Annotated in this window: 30 protein-coding genes and 1 pseudogene; 8 read left to right on the top strand and 23 right to left on the bottom strand. The window is 34.6% G+C overall.

What is annotated here, in order from left to right:
- Window positions 1–104: 104 nt before the first annotated feature.
- Window positions 105–1,598: a cation:proton antiporter gene (locus FC88_RS05620; protein WP_057813639.1), complete on the top strand. Its 1,494-nt coding sequence runs from the start codon at window positions 105–107 to the stop codon at window positions 1,596–1,598.
- A 94-nt stretch (window positions 1,599–1,692) separates the two neighbouring features.
- Window positions 1,693–2,220: a 5-formyltetrahydrofolate cyclo-ligase gene (locus tag FC88_RS05625; RefSeq protein ID WP_149029878.1), complete on the top strand. Its 528-nt coding sequence runs from the start codon at window positions 1,693–1,695 to the stop codon at window positions 2,218–2,220.
- A 45-nt stretch (window positions 2,221–2,265) separates the two neighbouring features.
- Here the strand turns inward: FC88_RS05625 and FC88_RS05630 are convergent, their stop codons facing one another.
- The 13 genes and pseudogenes from FC88_RS05630 to FC88_RS05695 all read right to left on the bottom strand — a co-directional run bounded on the left by FC88_RS05630 (window position 2,266) and on the right by FC88_RS05695 (window position 9,502).
- On the bottom strand, window positions 2,266–3,012 hold the full coding sequence (locus tag FC88_RS05630) for a helix-turn-helix domain-containing protein (RefSeq protein WP_057813643.1): 747 nt from the start codon (window positions 3,010–3,012) through the stop codon (window positions 2,266–2,268).
- 16 nt (window positions 3,013–3,028) lie between these two features.
- On the bottom strand, window positions 3,029–3,739 hold the full coding sequence (locus FC88_RS05635; RefSeq protein WP_162256529.1) for an ABC transporter permease: 711 nt from the start codon (window positions 3,737–3,739) through the stop codon (window positions 3,029–3,031).
- Between the two features lie 8 nt (window positions 3,740–3,747).
- Window positions 3,748–4,139 (bottom strand): annotated as a pseudogene (locus FC88_RS05645) (AAA family ATPase); the annotation flags it as partial.
- Complete coding sequence (locus FC88_RS05650) at window positions 4,136–5,104, bottom strand: IS3 family transposase (protein ID WP_338025249.1); 969 nt, start codon at window positions 5,102–5,104, stop codon at window positions 4,136–4,138. The pseudogene FC88_RS05645 and the gene FC88_RS05650, both read right to left, overlap by 4 nt.
- Window positions 5,032–5,565 (bottom strand): helix-turn-helix domain-containing protein, encoded by a 534-nt coding sequence (locus tag FC88_RS05655; protein WP_057813652.1) that lies wholly within the window; start codon window positions 5,563–5,565, stop codon window positions 5,032–5,034. Before FC88_RS05655 ends, FC88_RS05650 begins: the two co-directional genes overlap by 73 nt.
- 77 nt (window positions 5,566–5,642) lie before the next feature.
- Entirely contained in the window at window positions 5,643–5,849 is a 207-nt protein-coding gene (locus FC88_RS05660) for a hypothetical protein (protein ID WP_057813654.1), read from the bottom strand.
- Between the two features lie 25 nt (window positions 5,850–5,874).
- A complete protein-coding gene (locus tag FC88_RS05665; RefSeq protein WP_057813656.1) occupies window positions 5,875–6,624 on the bottom strand; it encodes an AAA family ATPase in 750 nt (249 codons plus the stop codon).
- Window positions 6,625–6,627: 3 nt separating this feature from the next.
- Complete coding sequence (locus FC88_RS05670) at window positions 6,628–7,464, bottom strand: DnaD domain protein (RefSeq protein WP_083484569.1); 837 nt, start codon at window positions 7,462–7,464, stop codon at window positions 6,628–6,630.
- Between the two features lie 68 nt (window positions 7,465–7,532).
- On the bottom strand, window positions 7,533–7,760 hold the full coding sequence (locus tag FC88_RS05675; RefSeq protein ID WP_057813660.1) for a hypothetical protein: 228 nt from the start codon (window positions 7,758–7,760) through the stop codon (window positions 7,533–7,535).
- Window positions 7,760–7,966 (bottom strand): hypothetical protein, encoded by a 207-nt coding sequence (locus tag FC88_RS05680; RefSeq protein WP_057813661.1) that lies wholly within the window; start codon window positions 7,964–7,966, stop codon window positions 7,760–7,762. Before FC88_RS05680 ends, FC88_RS05675 begins: the two co-directional genes overlap by 1 nt.
- A 66-nt stretch (window positions 7,967–8,032) precedes the next feature.
- A complete protein-coding gene (locus FC88_RS05685) occupies window positions 8,033–8,725 on the bottom strand; it encodes a Rha family transcriptional regulator (RefSeq protein ID WP_057813663.1) in 693 nt (230 codons plus the stop codon).
- Window positions 8,726–9,006: 281 nt separating this feature from the next.
- Entirely contained in the window at window positions 9,007–9,270 is a 264-nt protein-coding gene (locus FC88_RS05690; protein WP_057813665.1) for a hypothetical protein, read from the bottom strand.
- Between the two features lie 25 nt (window positions 9,271–9,295).
- Window positions 9,296–9,502 carry a helix-turn-helix domain-containing protein gene (locus tag FC88_RS05695; protein ID WP_057813668.1) on the bottom strand — a complete coding sequence of 69 codons (207 nt, stop codon included), beginning with the start codon at window positions 9,500–9,502 and terminating at the stop codon, window positions 9,296–9,298.
- 151 nt (window positions 9,503–9,653) lie between these two features.
- Between FC88_RS05695 and FC88_RS05700 the strand changes: the two genes are divergently transcribed.
- Window positions 9,654–10,325, top strand: a complete 672-nt coding sequence (locus FC88_RS05700; protein ID WP_057813670.1) for a helix-turn-helix domain-containing protein — start codon at window positions 9,654–9,656, stop codon at window positions 10,323–10,325.
- A gap of 36 nt (window positions 10,326–10,361) precedes the next feature.
- The gene (locus FC88_RS05705) at window positions 10,362–11,528 is read left to right on the top strand and encodes a tyrosine-type recombinase/integrase (protein WP_057813672.1); all 1,167 of its coding nucleotides are present in this window, start codon (window positions 10,362–10,364) and stop codon (window positions 11,526–11,528) included.
- A gap of 1,285 nt (window positions 11,529–12,813) precedes the next feature.
- On the opposite strand, the gene FC88_RS05710 is transcribed toward FC88_RS05705, so the two are convergent.
- The 6 genes from FC88_RS05710 to FC88_RS05735 form a co-directional block, all read right to left on the bottom strand.
- A complete protein-coding gene (locus tag FC88_RS05710) occupies window positions 12,814–13,602 on the bottom strand; it encodes a terminase small subunit (RefSeq protein ID WP_057813674.1) in 789 nt (262 codons plus the stop codon).
- Between the two features lie 167 nt (window positions 13,603–13,769).
- Window positions 13,770–14,648 (bottom strand): Lin1244/Lin1753 domain-containing protein, encoded by an 879-nt coding sequence (locus tag FC88_RS05715; protein WP_057813676.1) that lies wholly within the window; start codon window positions 14,646–14,648, stop codon window positions 13,770–13,772.
- 2 nt (window positions 14,649–14,650) lie between these two features.
- Entirely contained in the window at window positions 14,651–14,944 is a 294-nt protein-coding gene (locus tag FC88_RS05720) for a hypothetical protein (protein ID WP_057813678.1), read from the bottom strand.
- Window positions 14,945–14,994: 50 nt separating this feature from the next.
- Window positions 14,995–15,708: a Rha family transcriptional regulator gene (locus FC88_RS05725; protein WP_162256530.1), complete on the bottom strand. Its 714-nt coding sequence runs from the start codon at window positions 15,706–15,708 to the stop codon at window positions 14,995–14,997.
- Between the two features lie 87 nt (window positions 15,709–15,795).
- Complete coding sequence (locus FC88_RS05730) at window positions 15,796–16,065, bottom strand: helix-turn-helix domain-containing protein (RefSeq protein ID WP_057813682.1); 270 nt, start codon at window positions 16,063–16,065, stop codon at window positions 15,796–15,798.
- Window positions 16,065–16,250, bottom strand: a complete 186-nt coding sequence (locus tag FC88_RS05735) for a MerR family transcriptional regulator (protein WP_057813684.1) — start codon at window positions 16,248–16,250, stop codon at window positions 16,065–16,067. The genes FC88_RS05730 and FC88_RS05735 overlap by 1 nt, the downstream gene beginning before the upstream one ends.
- A gap of 173 nt (window positions 16,251–16,423) precedes the next feature.
- On the opposite strand from FC88_RS05735, the gene FC88_RS05740 reads away from it, so the two are divergent.
- A complete protein-coding gene (locus FC88_RS05740) occupies window positions 16,424–17,092 on the top strand; it encodes a helix-turn-helix domain-containing protein (protein WP_057813686.1) in 669 nt (222 codons plus the stop codon).
- Between the two features lie 47 nt (window positions 17,093–17,139).
- Window positions 17,140–18,291 (top strand): site-specific integrase, encoded by a 1,152-nt coding sequence (locus FC88_RS05745; protein WP_057813688.1) that lies wholly within the window; start codon window positions 17,140–17,142, stop codon window positions 18,289–18,291.
- A 417-nt stretch (window positions 18,292–18,708) separates the two neighbouring features.
- Here FC88_RS05745 and FC88_RS05750 read toward each other — a convergent pair whose 3' ends face one another.
- Together FC88_RS05750 and FC88_RS05755 are read right to left on the bottom strand one after the other, a co-directional pair.
- Window positions 18,709–18,993 carry a hypothetical protein gene (locus FC88_RS05750; RefSeq protein ID WP_083484571.1) on the bottom strand — a complete coding sequence of 95 codons (285 nt, stop codon included), beginning with the start codon at window positions 18,991–18,993 and terminating at the stop codon, window positions 18,709–18,711.
- A gap of 27 nt (window positions 18,994–19,020) precedes the next feature.
- Window positions 19,021–19,563: a 5-formyltetrahydrofolate cyclo-ligase gene (locus tag FC88_RS05755; protein WP_412030881.1), complete on the bottom strand. Its 543-nt coding sequence runs from the start codon at window positions 19,561–19,563 to the stop codon at window positions 19,021–19,023.
- Window positions 19,564–19,729: 166 nt separating this feature from the next.
- Between FC88_RS05755 and FC88_RS05760 the strand changes: the two genes are divergently transcribed.
- Window positions 19,730–20,005: a hypothetical protein gene (locus tag FC88_RS05760; RefSeq protein WP_057813692.1), complete on the top strand. Its 276-nt coding sequence runs from the start codon at window positions 19,730–19,732 to the stop codon at window positions 20,003–20,005.
- A gap of 41 nt (window positions 20,006–20,046) precedes the next feature.
- On the opposite strand, the gene FC88_RS05765 is transcribed toward FC88_RS05760, so the two are convergent.
- Together FC88_RS05765 and mmuM are read right to left on the bottom strand one after the other, a co-directional pair.
- Window positions 20,047–20,790 carry an SLAP domain-containing protein gene (locus FC88_RS05765; protein WP_057813695.1) on the bottom strand — a complete coding sequence of 248 codons (744 nt, stop codon included), beginning with the start codon at window positions 20,788–20,790 and terminating at the stop codon, window positions 20,047–20,049.
- 260 nt (window positions 20,791–21,050) lie between these two features.
- Complete coding sequence (gene mmuM, locus FC88_RS05770) at window positions 21,051–21,995, bottom strand: homocysteine S-methyltransferase (protein ID WP_057813697.1); 945 nt, start codon at window positions 21,993–21,995, stop codon at window positions 21,051–21,053.
- Window positions 21,996–22,151: 156 nt separating this feature from the next.
- On the opposite strand from mmuM, the gene FC88_RS05775 reads away from it, so the two are divergent.
- The gene (locus FC88_RS05775) at window positions 22,152–23,435 is read left to right on the top strand and encodes an amino acid permease (protein ID WP_057813699.1); all 1,284 of its coding nucleotides are present in this window, start codon (window positions 22,152–22,154) and stop codon (window positions 23,433–23,435) included.
- The last annotated feature ends 155 nt before the right edge of the window (window positions 23,436–23,590 follow it).

The following is a 23,590-nucleotide window of genomic DNA, read 5'->3' on the forward strand; positions in this document are numbered from 1 at the left end:
AAGGAAGCTGATCTTTTTTGTCCGAACAGCGTTCGGATTAATTTTACAATCTACCATGTGCTATATTTAATTTGATTAATTGGAAACATTAAGGGGAAGATTTTATGAGTTTAATGGTTTCGACATTTATTTTGATATTGGCATCGGTTGTTAGTATCTTTTTGGCTCAAGTTTTTTCGAAAATATCGGTCAATTATATCAGTATGATCATTGGTGCCCTGATTTTCTTTATTCCTATCATGGGTAAGAACGTAATGACTTTTAATTCTGATATTTTTATTGGTTTGATTGTTGCACCATTGTTATTCTTTGAGGGTCAGGTAACGCGATTGAATGCAGTTGGGAAAGAATTGAAACACATTATTCAGACAACTGTTTTTTTGGTCGTTATTTGTATGATTTTGGCTGGCTTTGGTGTTTGGGAAATTGCCGGAGTCAGTTTGCCTCTAGCTTTTATTTTGGCTGCTATTAGTACGCCAACTGATGCTACGGCAATGGAGTCGGTCACGAACGGATTGAAGATGCCCAAAAATGAAGGAACCTTTTTAAAAATGGAATCGTTATTCAATGATGCTTCCGGAATTATTCTCCTTAATATGGCAATTCTTTGGTACATCAATGGTTACATTAATTATGGTGAAACCTTGGGGGACTTTTTTATTTCGGCCGGAGGTGGTGTTCTGTTTAGCTTTTCGGCAGCGTGGATCATGGTTTTGTTTCGACAGATTCTTTTAAGAAGTTCGTATAATTCTCTGAATGCACAGAGTTTGATCTATATTCTGACACCATTTGTTTTGTATTACGCAGCCGAAGAAATTCATGTTTCGGGAATCATTGCCGTAGTTTGTGCTGGTTTAGTTCACAATGCTGAAGCACAAAGAAGCCGTTTGATCAATGCTCCCCAGGTTCATTTAGGATTCGATTTAGTTTCAATGATCACTGAAATTTTTAATAGTACGTTTTTCGTAATTTTAGGATATATGTTTACTAAGATCATTTCTGAGGAGAAGTTTACAAATGCCTCGTTGACTTGGATCATGATTGGTTTAACACTTTATTTGGTTAACGTTTTGGCCCGATATCTTTATGGTCGCTTACGATTAGATTTTAACAATAAGTCGTCGTGGATCTTTGCTTTAGGTGAAAGTGTTCTTATCATCTTGAGTTTAATAGTACCGACGATTGCCTTTCGTTTCTTATTGAAGAAAGACGTAACAGATGATGATGCAGAAAAAGAAGTCGACAAAATTAGAGTAGAGATGGTCCATCGAGCTATTGATTCAGTTAATAAAATGTATTTACCCGATAATGTTAAAAAGTCAGTTATCTTTGACTTGATGGCACAAAAACAGCGCACGAGAACCAGAGCTTTTGTCAAAGCCTGGGTTGATGTCGTGCGCCATCCAGAGTTTACTGGAGCAGAAAAGGAATTGGAAATGCGTGCCTTTATGAATGCTTTCGTACAAGAGCGAGAGTATTTAGATATGATTTCGCAAAGTGAAATAAAGTATCAGAACTATGTTTTCGAACTTTACAATGAGATTCTTTTAGCAGAGACTTTGGTAATCGGGCCCACTGTTTCGGAAGATGAAGAATAAACAGATTAAGTTAGTTCCTTTTTACCAACGATAAATGTAAACTTATAAAGCAAGAATTGAAGACTGGGAGGGATTTATCATAGATAAAAAAGCCTTGAGACAACAACAAATTCAGAAATTAAAAGCCAATCAGGCTAAGACTAAGGTTGAAGGTGCTAAGTTATTGCAGAAGTTGATGGCAACAACTGAATGGCAAAATGCTAAAAGTATTGCGACGACTGTCAGCAGTCCAATTGAGGTATCAACACCAATTATTGTGGAAGCAGCTCGTAAAGAAGGTAAAAAAGTTTATTTACCTAAGATAATGCCACATCGCCAAATGGCCTTTTTACCATTTAACAGTCGTGAAGATTTGATTACTAGTAAGTTTGGAATTCCTGAACCGGCATATGATGAAACGTTGGTTAATCAGGAACCAGATTTAGTGATTGTTCCCGGATTAGCTTTTGCAGAAGATTCAAATTATCGAGTAGGTTTCGGTGGCGGTTATTATGACCGTTTCTTGGCTCAATATTCTGGTTCTACAGTAGCCTTAGTACCTTCAGCAATGCGTTTTGCTACAGCTGATTGGGAAATTGAAGACTATGATGTTAAGATTCAAAAATTAATTTTGGTAGATTAAATTTTAAAAGAGTTCACTATGTATGATTCTATAGTGAACTCTTTTTTAGGAGAATTTTGGATTGAATTTTTGAAAGAGATTCTCCTTTTTAGTTAAGGCGAGAAGAACTCTTTGTTGATCATATACGTCGACACCTTGATAAGTGAATACTCTAATCAAAGTTAGAAGATTTTTTTCGAGAGATACATTGAGATTTATGGATAATTCTTGATTATTTTTCAGGGTACAAATTAATTGAAGAATATCTGGATTGATGTCGAATGGACCAGTACGGGGTCTTGTACGATAAATAACGTTAATATGATCGATATCTTGATATGAAATTGTTCGTTGAGTGAGGGGAATTATGTGGAGCAGTTGAGTAAGTTTAGTAGTGCTGGAAGAACTGAATGCATTTATTTTGAGACCATCCCTATTAATTAACCAATAATCGTTAAAACAACTAGGCAATGTTACGAATAGGCCGATTAATAGTACTAATAAAAATACCCAGAAAGGTTGATAGCCAAAGCCCGTGAATAGAAAACTAACAAAAATAATGAAGATAATAGAAAATATTACTCGTCTTAATTTGATTGGTTGACCGAATTGAAAATCGTCGGCTACTACTGGTGGGGTCAAATTGACCTTTTGTTTAGAAAATTGGATAATTTTTTGAGCCAAGGATTCATTAGGGTAAAATTGCTTGTTCTCAATTAATTCAACTTTAGCGATAGAAATACCTAGTCGATTGGATAATTCTTGATTGGAAAAACCAGATGTCTTTAAAATTTCACCGTAATCTATTAACATAATGAATCCTTCCAGACTAATCGAAATGTTTATATCTGTAAGCATAAATTAGAACAATAGAAAAAATGATTAACCAGACTATCAAAAGACCAACGTCAAATAAATTCCAAGTGAATCTATGCTTTAGTAAATTCTGATTAATAAATTTGGCGATTACTCCTGAGTATAGAAAATCGGATATAACGGAAATAGTCTTGTTAAAGCCCTTAAACATAGGAATGAAAGTAAAAATAACGGTAGGTAATAAACTTAAAACACCAGCACTGGTTTGATTATGGGAGAAAATACCAACTGTGAAGCCTACTAGGATACTGATGATAGTGCATATAATAGTGATAACTAAATAATTAATAATAGATATTTGTTGCCAAGGGGTACCGCTTAAGGGCACGAGAATAATGCTTACTAAAGTAAGAATTAAAAGTGAAGGCAACAAACTACCGATGAAATATTCAGTAGCATTGACTGATGAAGTCATTAAAACTCTTAGAGTGTGATGTTCTTTTTCTTCAGCAATCGGATAAGAGCCAAACATGATTCCGCCCATTGTTATGTTTAGGATAATCCCCATATTTAAAGTTAGGGTTCTGAGAGAGGGTAAATTAGATGGGAAAAAATTTTTAAAAGCGATAACGTATCCGATTGCCATCAATGGTGCTATGAGTAATGAAAAGTTTTTCAAAATTAGTTGTAATCTCAAGATAAAAATTGCGTTTATTTTTCGCATTGATATATTCATTTTAGTTTTCTCCCCGTCACTTCTAAAAAACGTCTTCTAAAGTTGGCTCGCAGGAATGAATAGTCTGTAGTTCACCGTTTTCCATCCACCAATTGATCTTCTGCCGTGTTTCATCGGAATCAGTTAATTTCAGTGCGGTATTATTTTTTAAAAGAATTTTGTATTGGATTTTTTTGTTGTACTTCAAACTTAAGGCTTGTGGAGATCCTATTTCAGCAATCTTTCCATTGTTTAGAAGTGCTACTCGATCACAAAGTTTAGCAGCCTCATTCATATTGTGTGTAGTTAGAAAAACGGTAGTACCGAAATGTTTTAATTCTAAAATCAATTGATGAATTTTTTGAGTTGTACCGGGATCAATACCGTTTGTCGGTTCATCCATTTTTAAACTGCTAAGGCATGTTCCCTGTATTCGCAGGGAGTCATGCCTTTTGTTTTCTGTGATATTCGTCGATTGTTAAACCAATCGACGTAATTCTTTGTGATTTCCTTGAATTCTCCAATATCTTTACACTGTGGAAATCCATTAAGACATTCTGTTTTAAGAAGATGAAAGAAGCTTTCAATTGGCGCATTATCAAGACAGTTTCCCTTACGAGACATGCTTTGTATAAATTTCTTTTCAGAGAGTTTATCGGTATAATAATTCAATTGATAATGCCAACCTTGATCTGAATGAATTATTGGTTTTATTCCTTCCGGAATATTTTCTGTGAGTTCATCGAGTGTATCCATAATTAGTTTACTGTTAGGACTATTACTTACTTGAAATGCTAAAACTTCCTTGCTTGCTTCGTCAGTAATAGCTGAAACGTAAGCCCACTTAGTATCGGCCAAGTGTACTTGTGTAACATCGGTATGTAATACTTTGAAAGGTACGGTTTCATTAAAATGCTGATGTAGAACGTTACGGGCCACTTTTCCCACTGTACCTTTATAAGATGAATATCTACCATTTCTGTGGCGGTTATAAAGGCTTACTTGAACATTTAATTCATCCATCAAACGACGCACTACGGCGTCTGATAGATGGATATCTAATTTAATGAGCTCTTCTTGAACGCGACGATAACCGTAGGTTAGACGTCCGCGATATCTTCCGCTTTCGGCAATTTTTAGTATCTCTACTTTTACATCTTCATACTTATCTACATAATTTTTGATACGTTTACGTTCATCATGATAAGTCGCTTTCTTAAGTCCAATGGTCTTAAGAATATCGCCGACTTTATACCGGTTAGATTTCGGAAGAGACTCTTGTTCGACCCTGATCTGATCAACTATTTGTGTTTTCTTTCGTCCTTTGAGGTTCCGAACAGGGTCATTGATTTTTTTAAGATTTCGTTCTCCAATTTTGCATCATATAATTCTTGATTCTTTTTCGTCAATTCTTCACGAAGTTGATCGATTTCGTTCTTGTTTACTAACTTACGTAATTTCTTCTTATTATGTTTCACTTTGGTTTTTCTGCCTTTCAGATGAGGCTTCAAGGCTTCTATACCATACTGATTGAAGTCTGTCCTCCAAAGACTGATTTGACAAGAATTAACATCAAATTTTGCGGATACTTCGGCTAAAGTTTCATCATAAGTTTGATAGTAGTTTATCACATCAACTTTAAACTCAACTGAGAAACTTCGTTTAACTCTTCTTCGCTTAAGAGCGTCTGCGCCGCTCAAACGAAAGTTTTGTATCCATCTACCTACTTGTATTCGAGGCAAGTTACGTTTCTTTGAAAGAAGACTGATACTAATGTCACCTTGAAGATATTCACTAACGACTTCTGCTTTTAATTCTGAACTATATTTGACCATAGAAAAAGTGCTCCATAACTGTTAGATTTCTTGTCTAACAATTATGGAGCACTTTAACACATGTGAGTGGCTTTTTTTTATTGTTTATAAAATCTCCTTTTTAATTTATTCCAAAAAGACAATTTACATGTTTCGTAAATTACCGTTGCAGTAACCTTGTCAACATCATGTCCACCTGAACTAACTGTGATAACTTTGACATTGTTTTTCGATGCCCATTCTTTAATCTTTTTTAGAAGCATTGAACTATTTCTTGCTTCAAAGTTCTTAGTATATCTCATCATGTAACACGCATTCCTATTCTGAAGACTAGTTAATATGTCTACGGTAGTCTTCGCTATCAAAATGAATTATGTTGCTCTTATCGGTATTCATGAGTTTACTAATGAGTTTAGGATTGTATATCTTTTTGAAGTTAACACCACTATTATTCGTTGTGATAATTGTTGTCTTGCCATCCCTACATTGAGCAATATTGAATAATATTTTTTGATTATAGTCGCTTGATTCTTTAGCTGATCTTTGTAAGCTACTTTCAGAACCTAAGTCGTCAATCACAAGTACATCAGCGTTGCTCATAGCCTTATACAGGCTGTTTACTTGCAACTTTGCTCGTTCATCATTAAACCTCTTTGTGAGCTCAATAAACATAGCTATATCAACGAATAAGCAACTATATTTATTTTTCAACTTGTTTAATATGCTAATGGACAACATTGTTTTACCAGTACCAGGCTTGCCATAAAATACAAACTTATGACGTTCTCCGTTAGCTATTCTATTAGCTATATTGATAGCTTGCTCAAGATCTGCATTTTGTTTGTCATTCATAACGTTAAAGTCATCAAAGGTCTGTTCAAGACTTTCTGTATTGCCAATTAGGGAGCTCTTAAATATATCTAAATTATTCTGGTGCAGATATGCTTGTGTGGCTTTTATTTCGGCCTCATGTTGACGTTTATCACGGTCTTGCTCAACGGTAGTAGGGTCAATATGAACACCTTTTTTTCTTAAATGCTCAATCATCTTTTTATCAAGAAAACTATTTAAGTTTTGCATATCTTACCCCCAAAATCCTTTTTCTTCTTGGTCTTTATATTTCTTATCCCACGGGTTTTCATCATCAGAGCTGTGTTGCTTGCTACGCTCTTTTTGATTAGCTTTGATATTAGATAACGTAAACAGGTTATTAGATTGCCAATTAAGCAATATTTTATTTACATAGTTCCAGTTATGTACGTTGTTCTTAGCTGTCAATTCAATAGCAAACCTCACAATGTCGTATGATTCCTTGAGGGATGTCTTACGTTCTGTAAAGTCATTTACTGATTCTTGTAATTGCTGAACAACCACAGGATTAGTTACACCTATATTTTGTTGGTAGTAGGTTAGTAAGTTTCTAAAGTCGTCATCATCGTGCGATTTTGAATTTTGAACAGACGGAGCCACAGGCTCGTCGTTCTTCTCTTGAATCTCTTGATGATGATTTACTTTACTTTTATTTACTTTAGTTTCCTTTACTTTACTTTCCTTGCCATCGTTTTGGTATGGCATTGTTATAGCTTTGCTATCTTTATTTAATGGCTTTGCTATAGCATTGCTATTTTTTTGTTCATTCCATCGTTTTTCAGCGCCTTTTTTACCTGCTTTAGAGCGTGCTTTAGTTTTAGAATCTTTTATTTCCATTCTTTTCATGAATCCTTCGGAGTAGAAACACTTACCATCATCGGTAAAGGAAAATAACCCGAAGTCTTCTATGACAGATTTAATCTTTTGAGCGTCAACACGAAGATCAAAGGCTAGTGTATTGTAATCTTTGATACTCATGTAGGTAGGTTCATCTCTAAGACGTTCTAAAAGCATGAAATATATTCCGTAACCCTCAGCACCGTACTTCATTCTTACTTACAGGTAGTAATTTATCTGAATTTCTAGCATTGGAATCGTGAGAGAAATAACTATTCATATCATTCATCCCATTTCAACTTGATAAGTTTTAATGATTCGAGTTTTAACAAGCAATCGTATAAAACTTCACCATTTTTAGGTATGTACTCATCATCATAAGGTAATTTCATGTTAAGGACTTTATTAGCAATTAGTGCATATGTGGTAAATGAACACATATCAATGCTTTTCAACTTGCTCATGTAATCTTTATTTAAAATTGGTTTGCCTAACAAAACTACATCCATTATTTAATTGCCTCCTTGATGTGAGTATATGCAGGCATACTGTTAATAGTTTGCTTGACCTGTGATTGTTTGAGGGTCTCTAAGTGAGCTTTGGCAACCTCTAGTATTTCTATATCTCCCTTGCTAGGACGCTTACGAGAGCTCAATTTATCAACGATAAACTGTAGACCTGAAATTGTGGCTTTGATATTTAAATTATTTTCCATTTATAAAATCTCCTAATATTGTTATAATTAGGACGTAAAAAATCTATTGTTAATAGTTTGACTTACTTACTTTTGAGAGGGTAGTAAGTCTTTTTTTACGTCCTTTTTTACTAATTTGATGGTTACAGTTTGATTATTGATGACTGCTTTAATATCTTCATAAGTCATCCCTAGATCAATCAAAGTAATAATCTTTGTTTCTATCTGTTGGTACTTTGCTAATTCGTCACTGGTGTATATTTCTGTACCAGTGGCGTTTTTGTTTACCTTACGTGACTGTTTTAGTTGCTTGGTATTCATCCCTGTAACAGCCTTACATATCAAGTCAGTAAACAGCTTGTAACTCCACTTATTATTGTTTGGCCATTCTTTTATTGCGTCAGTTAATGAGCGTCTTACTGGTTTTTCTAAGTCTTTATATACTTGTCGTCTAGTTAGTTCATGTTCCATATCATAGAATTGCTTAACTAATTCTTCTTTGAAGTCAGCAACCGTTTTTGTGTTTTTAAAGAATGTAATAAGTAGAGTGGCTTGTTGCTCATTTAAATGCGCTACTTTCTTAGGTCTACCACCTTGGGAGTTTTGGTCTATAATCGTACAAAACTCAATATTGCCAAAATGTTCCAATCTATCTTTATATTGATTAATTCTGTGCATTACTGTTCTTTCATTAAGTTTCATTTGTCTAGCAATAATATTACTTGTCGTATATGGCACTTCATTGACTAATGCACTGTTAACAAATACTAACTTGCTCATTTAATCCACCTCTCTTTTATATGGTTATTTTAAAATTGCAATAGTTTCCAATTATGTTACACGATCTAATCTCATAAAACGTTGTTATATCAATCATATAAGACTATCTTTTTGAGGTCTCATACCCCCCTGAAAACTGCAATTCTTGAGTTCCACCGTATCTGTTTTGGGGCGTAGTTGTAACTACACCCAAGAAATCTTCACCTTTAACGAACATCTTGTTCACACCGCTTTAATATTTTTTTATCGTTTAAGCCTAAACGCCCGCCAGCTATTTATTTTTAGTGCAATTCGATAAATTTTTGAATATCCTTTTTGCTATATAAAGTTATACCGTCTATTTTGTGAACGGGGATGTTCCACTTATCAACCGTCGACCCTGATACACCAGTCCACTTTATAACGTCCTTGCGTTTTAAGTACTGCTTGTCGATAGCTGTGTCCCGTCTAGCACGTTCTATCTCATCCGTGATGATTGAATAGACTTGTTTACGTAACTCGTCAGAATCATGCTCATTGAGCATTACGGTTATGCCTTGCGTCATTGTTATGCCTCCTTTTATTACATCTTTATTTATTTTTATCGGGGATGTATTCAATTAATTCGCTCAATGGAATTTGCAAATAATCACATATTCTAATTAATGTTTTTAGATTAATATTATTAGTTTTTCTGTGATATATAGATGAAATTGTATTTCTATTCAATCCTGTACCATCAGCGACGTTCCCAATCGTTAATAGTCTTCTTCCTAAGATTGCTGATAAATTATTCATTTTTATCCTCCTAAATGGTTATATACACATTTAAACAATTACTTGCACAATTATAATACCACCAGTTAATAACTATATCAATATTCAAATGCACATTGTAATTACCATTTGCTAAATGATATAATCATGATTGAAAAAAGAGGTTTATAAAATGATTGCTAATAAATTGAATGTTTTACTTGCTGAAAGACAATTATCAATAAAGGAAGTAGTAGAAGACACTGGTTTGTCGAGAAATTCAATATCCAATATTAGTAATAATGTCAGCGCCAACATTTCTACTGATACTATCGATATTCTATGTAACTATCTCGGTGTTGCACCAAAAGATTTTTTTGAATACTCTCCATTAAGAATTAATGTAGAGCCCTTATTTGATAATAATGAAGCAAGAATTGTTGTTAAAACTAAGCAAAAACGAAAAGAATTTAGCTATTTTTATGATATTACTTTTAAAGATTCCGATTTTGACAATGAAAATGAGGTAAGGAATAAAAAACACGACTTATATTTGGACGTTTATACTGAATATCTCGAGGACGAGTTTTTACAAATTTTCAATAAATTGCCTGTTGGATTTCAAAATGATATAACTAAAAAATTTATTGTTGCGATAGAAAATATATTAAATAGTGAATATATAAAAAATATTTACGCTGAAAAACTTTTAGAGGAAAATAAGAAAATGAAATTTAAGGAAATGAAATTACAAGAACTATTAAAATCTATCAAAAAAGATAAAATCACATTATCAATAAAGTTTAATTGGATTGATGTAACTAAAATTCTTATTATCCAAAACGATAAATACATTATTAAATAACTCCTAAATCGCCCGCCAGCGTTAGGAGAAGTAATAATGACTAAGATACAAAAGTATACAAAAAAAGACGGTACAACCGCCTATATGTTTCGTGCTTATTTAGGTATTGATCCTCAAACTGGTAGCCCAAGACGTACAACACGCCGTGGATTTACCAATGAGAGAAATGCGAGAAATGAATTAAAAAGAATTGAGTATGAGGCTACGCAAGGTTTAAACACCGTTCAAGTATGTAATAAGACCTTTGAAGACGTTTATCACGAATGGTACAAGAGTTACATCAATACAGTACGTGAGAGTACATGGGCTAGAACAGCAGGGATGTTCAATAATCATATACTCCCCGCCCTAGGCCGTTATCGCATTAGGACAATTACAACTGCTCAATGTCAAACATCCCTTAACAGGTGGTTTAAAACCACATCAAGAAACTATAAACGTTGGTTTAACTATGTTCAATCTGTTTTTGAATATGCGATAAGACAGCAATATATAACCGATAATCCTACTAAGCGTGTCATCATGCCAAAAAAACATGCTACAGCAGGTAAAAAGGCACCTAATTTCTGGGATAAGTCACAATTAAAGACATTTTTTAGTTATATGGACCCTACTAAAGAGTTAGAACGATATACATTGTTTCGCTTACTTGCCTTTACAGGTATAAGACGTGGCGAATGTCTAGCACTTACGTGGGATGATATAGACACAAAAAATAGCACCTTGAACGTCAACAAAACATTAACGCAAGGTGCTAAGGGTAAACAGATTATACAAGCCACTAAGACTAAAAAGGGAACCCGTATCATCTCTTTAGATTATACAACCCTATTATATCTTAAAAAGTGGCAGCTAGAACAAAAACAAAAATTGTTTATGCTTGGTTTTAATGCTAATAAATCTGATCAATTACTTTTTGCTACAACCAAGAATACATTTAAGTCTTTGAATACCCCTAAAAAATGGCTTGATCTAATTACTAATCGTATGAAAGATGATAACGTGATACTCCCACACATCAGCATACACGGTTTTAGACACAGTCATGCAAGTGCTTTGTTTTCAGCGGGAGCAACTATCAAAGAAGTGCAAGAGCGTTTAGGACATGAGGACGCACAAACTACTTTGAATATTTATACTCACGTTACTAAGCAGCAGGATAAAGAGGCAGTTAATAAACTGGTCAACTTTTTAGATTTTTAGACTTATGGTAGTCAATTTGGTAGTCAACAATAAATATGACACCGTTAGAAGCCTTGAAACAACTGATATTATTGAGTTTATTGGATTGTTGGGCTCAAACCCCCGACCACCCATTATATAACGTTTAACCGATAGTAAAGGGCTTCAAAACCTTGATATTATCGGTTTTTTTATTACCTTGATTTCATATCATTTCATTGAATTTCATAGGTAGATTACCAAATAGATTACCACAGATTACCAAAAATATAATATACTGTTGGGGCGGTAAAGGCTGTTAGTTCAATAACTAGCGGTCTTTTTTTATCCTACAGATGATTATCCTAACATCATTAGATTACCTAATTCAAGGAATCAATTTATACCGTGGCAATTCTCTACAGTATTACTCAAAAAAGAGTAACAGCGTGCACCCACTTATGGAGGTAACAAGGCAATATACTACAAGCCCATATGTGGGCACGATTCTGCCACTTTTGGCATAAAGGTTTATTGAGCGGACTTCTCCGCTGTATTACATTGTCCAACCACTTAAGTGAGCCGACTTTTCGGCTGACCCGTTACTTTACCGACACAGGTTCAAATTTATAGCCTGCGCATTTTTACGCAAGCTTGTTAGATCCAATAGAGTTGCCAAAAGTGGCAACGTTCTAAATAGAGCTTAATTCTCAGCTGTACCTATGTTCAACTTAGGGAGGTAACGTTTTGTTACCCCTTTACTCGATGAAAGTAATTCAAAAGTACCATTTCAGTACCGCAACTGATGCACCAATCCGATGCATTAGATTATCTAACTTGCTGCATTTTTCTACATCTTTTCTGCATAATTATCAAGTAAACGCCGCTATATCAATTCTTTTTCTACAGGTTTTCTGCATCTTTTCTCCGAAAGTGGCGCCGAATGTGGCGCTAAATAAGGTTATATTCTCAGATACACCTAGATTCAAATTAGGGAGGTACTGTTTTAATGACACCTTATCCTTAATTAATGGGATGTCCCAAATTAGAACGTCCTTTTTCGACTATTGTGTCGAATGGCTATAGATTTGACTGTTTAGGAGGTAGTGTTTTGTTATCCTCCCACTCTGAGCTGTCGGCCTTTTTGGGGCAACAGTTTAAGAGGTAGCGTTTTGCCACCTTTTCACCAATTTTGGTGTAAAGATTTACTGAGCTAATTATTAAGCTGAGTTAAGGGAGTGTCTATCTAACACCCCCACTTTACCCGCTGTAATGCTTGATATAGAGCCATATCTCAAAAACTTGATTACATCTTCTTTTGAAGCGATTATTTGTCAATATCATCAACAATGACAGTATTGCCTTGTTCTGCCGTGCTAGTAAACTTGTTCAAATATTTCAATAAAATACCGAGTGCTTTCTGTTTATCGTACATTTCAACAATAGCATTACCTTTATCAATCCTAATCGATTTAATGCTAGAAGCATCAATTTCATCACTGCTACGCAATCTAATGATGTTCTCATAGTAGTACGCCTGTTTCCCAGTATCTACATCAACCATGGGATCTAAACGATAATTACCCCTGTTATCCTCATATTGCCCTTTTTCATCCCTAATCTTGACCCATTTCATATGTTTAACGGACTTAAATTCTATCACATCCCCAATGCTAGAGAACGCCAATTTTGCTAATTCTCCCATGGCATCAACAGCATCAAAATATAAATCATTGGATTGACTTGCCTGCAGCTTGGCCAACTGCTTTCTAATGTTAGGTTTAGCGAGGGTTCTGCTACCTTCCACCTTTGCAGTGTTATAACTTCCCCCATATGCTTGCTGATATGCCCATGTGGCGTTGTATCTTTGAATATAGTAAAGACAAAATAACTTTTGCTTGTCGGTTAGTTCCTTATTTGCATCTAAATCATTGATTACCTTAGATGCACCTCTTTTTGTTTTGTATGCATACTTTTTTGAAATAGGTGCATCATTTGACCAGTGACGTTTTTTCCATGATTTCACTGTATTGATTGAAACACTGTACTTGGTAGCAATATCCTTGTATTTCATTCCTTGTACGTAGTCCTTACGTGCCGCTTTCCATTTCTCCATCACTACACCCCCATTATGCTGACATAACAAAACGTTCACTCAGATATATTTATTACTAGGGGTGCTATGGCTTTGCTATAACAGTGCCATCATATTTATATGGCTGTGTCATAGCAGTGCCATCCCTCTTATATGGCTGTGCCATAACATAGCTAATAGCGATGCCATTAAAATAGTGCATTATCCTCATCAAAGTGAATATGTTCGAACTTAGGCTTATCTTTCTTCTTAGGCTCTACATAGTTCATAACATCAGACAAGCTATACAATTCTTTCTTATCCCAGTTATCCAATATAGTAGCTATGTAATTGATGTTCTTAGCTTGATACTTAGCAGATATATTAATAGCCATCTTAACTATGTTAGTAGCCTCTAAGTAAGATGTTCCACCATCAACTAACCTATTAAACTTTTTCTCTAACACATTTTTATCCTTGTATTTAGGGTTGTAATCAATCTTTCTTTTATACAGATCAATCACGCTTTTGAAATCATCTTTACTCTTTTTATCCGTTGTCGGGAAATCCGCACTATTTTGAGTTATAGGACTATTATTATTATTTAATTTACTTTTCTTTACTTTACTTTGTGTACTAATGTCGTCATTAACTCCTCTTGAAGGGGGGTTATTGTATACATTAACTCCCTCTGAACTAGTGTTATTGTATGCATTAACTAAAAAAGGCAATTTACCCATCTTTTTTCTTCGTTTTGTGGCTATAAAAAATGTATCTTGAATATCTTCACTAGTTAAAATCTTATACGATTCATACAACGATTTATCAAAGTAATTCCACTCAATCAATTTACCAACAATAACATTTACATCCTCTTTGCTAATCTGCACCTTTTTGGATAACTGAGATTGTGTGAGATCGTTCCACTCCAGATAATAGCCTTTGCGATAGATAGCACATAGTAACTTAATAGCCACCATCTCGCCATCTTTTCCAAAAGCTCCAGAAATACCGTCTATTACTTCATTGTCAAAGAAATCTACCGGAAAGGGGAAATAATCAAGCCCCTGTTTTTCAGGTCTTGCCATGATTACACCTCCTTACTTTCCTCGCTGGTATGAATTGATTTATTAACTATCGCATATATGTCACTTTCGGCATCTGATGACTTATCAAATAATACAGTCAATAACGTGTCTATCTTTTGGGATGTTATGACACAATCATTTGCTAACTCATCAGCATTACACTCGCCATTTTGATATTTCACTGCACTTGTGGCAATCGTATCAAAACTATCTTGTGTCACATTAACTAAATTCTTAATCAAATTTAGATGGTAACCAATTTCTTCAACTTCATATGGATCAATGTTCTTTATCATAATTTATAAAACTCCCTCAGTTTGATATAATGGGAGCGCAAAACAATTTGTTATTTGCTGGGCTTGCTTAACTTTGGACGGGAAAGCAAGTCTTTTTTTACGCTCTTTTTTGCTTTTAGTTCGATGTTTAGAGGCTGACCACTTAAAACAGCTTTAATATCCTTGTACGTCATCCCTAAATCAATTAATGTAATTACTTTCGTTTCTAGTTTCTGATATTCTGCTAGCTCGTCAGATGTATAAATATCCGTGGCAACTGCAGGATTATCAATTTTACGTGCTTTCTTTAATTGCTTGGTACTTTTGCCTGTAATAGTCTTACAAATCAAATCAGTGATAGCCTTGTAACTCCATTGATTGCTGTACTCCCATTCTTTGATGGTATCCGTTAAGGAACGACGCACGGGCTTTTCTAATTCCTTATACACTTCACGCTTTGTAAGTTCCCGTTTCATGTCATAAAACTGTTTTACTAACTCTTCCTTAAAGTCAGCAACAACCTTTGTATTTTTAAAGAATGTAATTAACAAGGTGGCTTGTGGTTCTGTTAATTGAACTATCTTTTTAGGTCTACCACCCTTGGGGTTTCCGTCTATAATCGACGAAAACTCAATTTTGCCGAAGTGCTCCAATCTATCTTTATATTGAGTAATTCTATGCATTACTGTTTCTTCACTTATATGCATTTGTTTGGCCAAAATCTCACTTGTTGTAAACGGCTTGGCACTAATCAACGCATTATTAACAAATACTAATTTCTTCACTCTGTGCACCTCTTTCCAAGTATCGTATTTCAATGTCGAACTTTCGACCGTGAAATTGTCTTTCATCCCTGCCCCAACAGCATTTATTTAAAATTTTAGAATGAAATCATCAATTTCTTTACGATTGTAAAAAGTTTTGTTATTGATTGTGTGACTTGGTAGCCCTCTTTTAATAAATTGATCAAACGTATTATTTGCTACGCCCAAATAATTACACGCTTCATACTTTTTTAACCATTCTTTACTATTGATCCCTGTCCCTTTTTTTGCTTGCTCAAGTGAATCATTAACCATCTTGAATATATCTTGTTGCAGGGATGTTTTTTGCTCGTCTGATAACAATACTTCTACTGACATTAGTTTTTATCCCCAATCTTTTTACTATTCATAAACTCATCAACATCTAATCTATCAAACCGTTTTACTCCATTTATAACAGATACCCGTAAACCTTGGTCAATAAGCTTGTGTATTGTTGCATAGCTTTTAACATTCAAATACTCTTTTGTTTGTTTGTAATTCATATATCTTACATTTTCCATTTTTTCACCCCATTTTTATGTAGCTAGTTCGCTACACACAAAATGTATCATACAATTAAAGTAAATACAATCGATTTGTAGTTACTGAACTCCAATTGAGATGGATTGCATTATATTGAATTAAATTACATTAAATGATACATTTTATATGTGATAGTATAGGAGAGTTTATTATGATAAAAATAAATTTAAAAGAAATTATGGATGACTATGATATAAATATATCCGAATTAAGCGACTCCACAGGCATTGCAAGATCAACAATTACACCTATTGTTAATGCTCCTAACGATGTTAAAGCAATCAGTATAGATACAATAGATACGCTGTGCGATTTCTTTGGTATTGATATCTCCGATTTAATTACGTTTACTCCTAGAGAAAATAAGTACAAAGAATACATGACTTGGTATAAAGATAATTTGAATCAAGAATACATTGACATGACTAAAAAAATTGGAAATAAAAAACGTCATATCTTTATTTTTATATCTGCGGATAATGTCGGTCCCGATACAGAAAATATATATACCGTAAACATAACTGCTTTATCAAAAAACGAATACAAAAAAATAAAGCCCTCACTAAAAAAATCACCCGAGCTTAAAGAAGTGATGGATGGAAAAACATTTTTTAATGATTTTAAAAAACAAAAACGTGACGTACAAACCGCTACCACCAAAATATTGTTAGAAAATTTTGTTTCTACTAAGCAAGATTTTAAAAAGATAAAAAACGGTTATTTTAATTGCATGTGGCGCAATAACGAACCTTTATCTATTCAAAGTCAATTTAATTTTGGTTTTGAATATGACAACGGAAATTTAATTTATCAAAACTAAATCTCCAAACTCCCATCCCTGCCCCAACAGCGATAAGGAGCAAAACAATGGCATATTTAGGCAAGTATGAAACTAAGAACGGTACCAAATGGCAATTTAGATTGTACGTTGGTAACGATCCACAGACTGGCAAAAAGAAATACATAACCCGCCGTGGATTTGAAACAAAAAAGGAAGCTAATCATGCAAGTATCAAATACGCATCACTAGCCGACCAAAATAAATTGAATACAAAAAAAGATAAACACCGTTTTAAGGATGTTTATCTTGATTGGTATGAAATATACAAGAATACCGTACGTGAAAGCACTTGGAACCGAACTGATGGAATGTTTCAAAATCACATTTTACCCGCCTTTGGTGAAAAATGGATAGATACGATTACAACAAGGGATGTTCAAACTGCTGTAAACAAATGGTTTACATCCACAACAGCTAATTACAAGCGTTGGTTTAATTATACTAGTTCCGTGATGGAATACGCTATAAAACAGGAATATATGGTCAAAAATCCATGTAAGAATGTAATACTTCCACACAATACGGGACAATACGAGGAAACACATCCCAATTTCTGGAGCAAGGAACAACTTAACAAATTCCTGGGATGTATTGACCAAAAAAATGACTTAGATATTTATACAATGTTTCGTGTACTAGCGTATACAGGTTGCCGACGTGGTGAACTTTTAGCCCTGGAGTGGAAAGATTTCAGCAGCAAGGATAAAACCCTAAGGATTGATAAAACTCTTACACAAGGCGAACACGGCAAGCAGATTGTACAACAACCTAAGACAAGAAATAGTAAACGTACAATTACCTTGGATGATGGAACTGTATCATATCTTGAAAGATGGCATCACGAACAACATAAACAGATGCTTTACTTGGGATATAACACCCTTAACCCTCATCAATTAATTTTTTGCAATAAAAAAAACGGGTACCATTCACTAAATACACCCGCTAAACGTTTAAAAAAGATTATTAAAGACAATGATTTAAAACCAGCAATAACGATCCACGGTTTTAGACATTCTCATATTTCTGCTTTGTTATCTGCTGGAGTTCCAATTACAACCGTTCAATTAAGAATGGGACACGCATCCCCAGAGGTTACTCTTGGTGTTTATAGTCACATCACAGAACAACAGAGCCGTGATGCTGTTAATATCTTTGCTAACTATTTAGCCAATTAGATTACCAAAAGGATTACCACAACATCAAAATCAATCCATATAAGGCTTGAAACTATTGGTATTACAACGTTCTTAACAAGGCGGTTACGTTTCCCCCGACCACCCATAAATTTATCGCTTAAGCAGTTATGTTAAGGAATTATCCTTGATATAACTGCTTTTTTTAGTTTTATAAGAAACTTCTACCATCAATGTTAATGGTATTTGTTAATAGAAGCAAATCGTTCAATGATTTTTCCTAGCCTGATTGGTTATTCTAACATTTATCACTTATTTAGCAAAAATTTTAGTTTATGAGAATAAAGTCCTCCACAGCAAAGAAAAACAAATGGCATCTGTATCCGAATAGAAAAACTATTCCAATACAGATGCCATTTTTGATTTAAGTGATTTCCTTTTAAAGATAACCTGCATTCTTCAATACATTAAAGGAAGTAGTATCAGCTGGTTTATAGCCTTGGCGACCATATCTTTAACGTAAAGACGATTGTAAAAAAAGGCAAAAATAAACGTAACTAGAAAGGCTCCACCACCCCAAGTGAAAGAACCAAAAATAATTTCTGCCAAAACTAAGACACTTGCCCACTTGAAATCGCCACGAAACACAGGAGTCCAAAAGCCAAAGAACATTTCTGTCCATGAAAAACCGACTTTAACGCCTTTATAAGCTTGTGTTCTTTCATTTGCTAAGTTAGCAAACATATTTTTCCTCCTATAATTTAAATTTATCTAAACGGTTAATAATCTTTGAATCTTAATATCAAATTCGTCGATTTCCCAATCAGCTGTTTCAAAAAGCATCACTGAAGGAACTAAAGTTACGGTTTTACCAGGGTATTTTGCTAAGAAACGATCGTAATATCCGCCACCAAAGCCAACTCGATAATTGGAATCTTTAGCAAAAGCTAGTCCCGGAACAATGACTAGATCCGGTGCTTGGTTAACTAACTCTTCCTTATATTCTGGTTCTGGGATGCCAAATTTACTAACGACCAAATCATCGCTACTTGTAAATGGTAGAAAAGCCATTTGACGGTGTGGCATTGTTTTTGGTAAATAAACTTTCTTACCAGCTCCTTGAGCGGCTTGAATGATTGGTTCAGTTGGTACTTCTATTGGACTGCTAGCTGTTGTAGCAATCGATTTAGCATTTTTCCACTCTGGCAATTCCACTAATTGTTTTAATAGTTTGATACCCTCAATTTTAGTTTGTGCTTGGTTTTGCTTTAATTTTTGAATCTGTTGTTGGCGCAAGGCTTTCTTATCGATAATAATCCCCTCCGTAACTTTTTGCTATATTATTGTAATCCAATTTAGTACTAAAACATATTATGATGATTTCTTCGCAAAATATTCAAACAAAATTTGTTTTATATTCAATTAATTCAGTTATTATTACTTTAACAATTAATTAATCGAAAAAACGGAGGATTTCCAAATGATTTTTTCCCACAAAATAAACGGTGTCGTAATCGAAAATAAAAACATCGACTTCCAAAATAATCAAATCTCAGTTAAATTACACAATTTATCCCATATTCCTAACGAAAACGATAGTTACAATATTTCCTTTACTGGATTGAGAGGCCATCATGCTCTCGAATCGAAGGGTATTCCGGATGAAAATGACATTTTAACTTTTGTTATTAATCGTCACGACTATGAGAAAGTAAAAGTTGGTACTAAAACAAAAATGAGTACTGTTAGAGCGTAAATTTACACTTCAACAGAGCTCATTTTTTTATTTATAACTTTTCATTTAACTTCGGTTGCTATTACATATTCATTTGTAGCTACACGATAATAACCGACACCACCAATATCGGTAAATTCATCCGTATACCAACTAGTATTTGGAGCTAACGCACGATCACCAATCAATTGTCCATTTTCGTCATACAAACGTGTTGGAGTTCCACTTGGTGTTGTGACAATCTCACTTTCAGAATAAATTGGTGAATTTTGATATGGACGCACATCTACCGCACTGACATATTCACCCGTAGCAACACGATAAAAGGTTCCTTTAGCATTGTTATCTTGTAAATCAACTTTCCAATTACTGCCTTCGGGTAAACTTCTACTTAAAGGATTGCCACTCTCATCGTACAATGGAGCTCCAGCTGCTGAAGTTACCTCGATGCCATCATAATTTACAGCACTAGTTTGTCCTTCTGAATAGCTCGTTTTTCCATCCAAAGATTCAAAATCAACGTCTGAACTCTTGAGAAATTCATGAGCACCAACGCCATAATAAGATCCACTAGTCAAAGTATTTTCCAGACTAGTCTTCCATTCCGAACCAGCTGGTAAATAGCGTCCTAGTGGTTGACCACTGTCATTGTACAATTGGGCACTATCCTTTGTCGTAACAATGGCTGTACCAACGTTAGTCAAACCATAATTGATGTCAGCTTTTGCCACGGTAGGAACAGCCGCAATACCTGAAGTTAATATTAACATTGATGCATATAAAAAAATCTTATTCATTTTTTTCATAACTGAGACCTCGATTAAAAAAAACATTTTCCGGTAGATTTACTAACCTCTATCATCAATTACATGATAAAACCCATTTATAGATTGATACTAAATTATGAATAGCCATCTGGTACACAAAAAGAATCATCGCATTTTATCGAATAAATAAAATGCGATGATTCTTTTTTATTTTTACATCCATTTGGCACATAAATGTTTCACATGGAACATCTTGTGTTTTTTTGAGTAACTGTCACTATATATGGTGTCCAAAAAAATCACACTAAATAATCAGCGATTTGTTTGATGTCTTCAGGAGTAGTCCGACAACAACCGCCAATCAATTTTGCTCCAGCTTCAATCCACTCTGGCACAAGGTCAGTGAAGGTGTCAGCTTGAGGATTTTTTTGCCAAGTTTTTGTTTCTGGATCATAAATATCGCCATTATTAGGATAGACAATAATCGGTTTATCCGTTACTTGATTAATATTACGCACAATATCTTGTATATTTTCCAAATTCGTACAATTAACCCCAATTGCAGAAATTTGGTCAACTTCTTCAAAGTATTTCACTGCTTCATACAAAGAAGTGCCATCACAGAGTGTTTCACTGTCTTGAACACTAAAACTCAACCATGCTTGTTGGTCTGGAAATTTATTCTGTAACAAATTGACCAAAGCTACCGTTTCATCAAAATTAGGTTGTGTCTCGAAAGCAAACAAATCCACTCCAGCTTGGTCTAGTAATTCCATTCGTTGATAATGAAAATCTTGGTATTCTTTCTTGGTCAGATTATAGTCACCGGTATATTCACTCCCATCAGCTAAATAAGCTCCGTAAGGACCGACACTACCCACAACTAAAGGATAAATTCTGTGTAACCGTTCAGTTTCAGTCAATGAATCAAAATATTGGTCTCGAGCTTTTTTGGCTAAATCAACTGCTCGAATAATTAAATTCTTGCTGTCATTCTCACTCAAACCTAATTCCATAAACTTACCCACATTAGCTTGATAGGTATTAGTTGTCGCAAAGTCAGCACCTTTTTCAAAGTAACTCTGATGTACCGCGGTAATAGCTTCTGGCTTTTCAATCATGGCAGTTGCAGACCACAAATCACTATCTGTTTTAACGCCGTGCTTTTCTAATTCTGTAGCCATGGCCCCATCAACGACTAATCCGGTTTTATTCTTTAAATTTTTTGCAATTAAATCACTCATATTTATACCTCCATGGCCTTTCTCAACTTGATATTGAAAATCATCTAGTCTATCATAAAAATTAAACTTTTTTAATTTTATTCTAATTTAAACTATTATACAAGGTGATTACTCTTGGAAAACAAAGAAAATACTCATATAAAACTTAAAAGAAACATGGAGTCGCGTCACCTGTTTATGATTTCTCTTGGTGGTGTCATTGGAACTGGACTGTTTTTGAGTTCCGGTTATACGATTCACGAAGCAGGCCCGATTGGAACTATTTTAGCTTACGGAATTGGTGCTATCGTGGTCTATTTAGTCATGCTCTGTTTAGGTGAATTATCAGTTGCTATGCCAGAAACAGGATCATTTCACGTTTACGCTGACAGATACATCGGCCCTGGAACTGGTTTTACAGTCGCAATTTTGTATTGGTTGACTTGGCTGTGGAGTGCTTTATTTATGGCAGTAATTTTTATTTCTAATGCTCTTTCAGTCAAATTCTTCGCTGAAACAGAATTTTGGTTCTCTAGTATCAAAGTTATTGCCATTGTCTTATTTATCGTCGTTGGTTTCTTAGCTATCTTTGGTATTATTCCAATCAAAGGGACAACTCACGCCCCATTATTTTCGAATCTAGTCAAAGACGGATTATTCCCTCGTGGTTTCAAAGCCGTCTTCACAACTATGTTAACAGTAAACTTTGCCTTTTCTGGAACAGAATTAATTGGTGTCACTGCTGGTGAAACTAAGGATCCTGGCAAAAATATTCCTAGAGCGATTCACACTACTTTGTTGCGCTTAGTAATTTTCTTCATCGGTAGTATCGTTGTCATGTCAGCTCTGATTCCTTGGCAAAAAGCAGGTGTTAGTCAAAGTCCATTCGTTTTAGTCTTCAATAGTATTGGTTTGCCATTTGCCGGAGATTTGATGAATTTCGTTGTTTTGACAGCAATTTTGTCCGCTGCTAATTCGGGATTGTATGCTTCAACGAGAATGCTCTGGTCACTAGCCAACGAAGGGATGATTCCAATCAAATATGCCAAAACCAATTCTCACAATGTTCCAATGCTGGCCCTTTGCTTGAGCATGATTGGTGGAATTTTTGCCTTAGTCTCGAGTGTTGTCGCTGCCTCAACGGTTTATTTAGTCTTAGTTTCAATTTCTGGTCTAGCAGTAGTTATCGTCTGGATGGCAATCGCCTTGTCTGAAATTAATTTCCGCAAACAATTTCTTAAAGATGGTCACAAATTAAGTGAATTAAAATTCAAAACTCCTTGGTATCCAATCGTACCTTGGGCTGCCTTTATCATGAGTCTATTATCCTGTGTCTTAATTGTCTTTGACCCTAATCAAAGATCAGCTCTCTTCTACATGATTCCTTTCTTAATTCTTTGTTATGGCGTTTATTACGGTAAGGAATATCTGAAAAAACGTCGAGTTGTAAATAATGATTAAAACTTCAATAATCATCAAAATTGTCTAAGTTACTGGAAAAAGGTTTAATATATAAGTATATGTAAATTTTGGATTCTTTCTTAATTTGATTGATGTAGGATTCCGTCCTCCATAGCAAAGAAAATTTGGCTGGAATGCACTCTGCCTTGTCAAGT

This window comes from Companilactobacillus futsaii JCM 17355, assembly GCF_001435505.1.
Classification (GTDB): domain Bacteria; phylum Bacillota; class Bacilli; order Lactobacillales; family Lactobacillaceae; genus Companilactobacillus; species Companilactobacillus futsaii.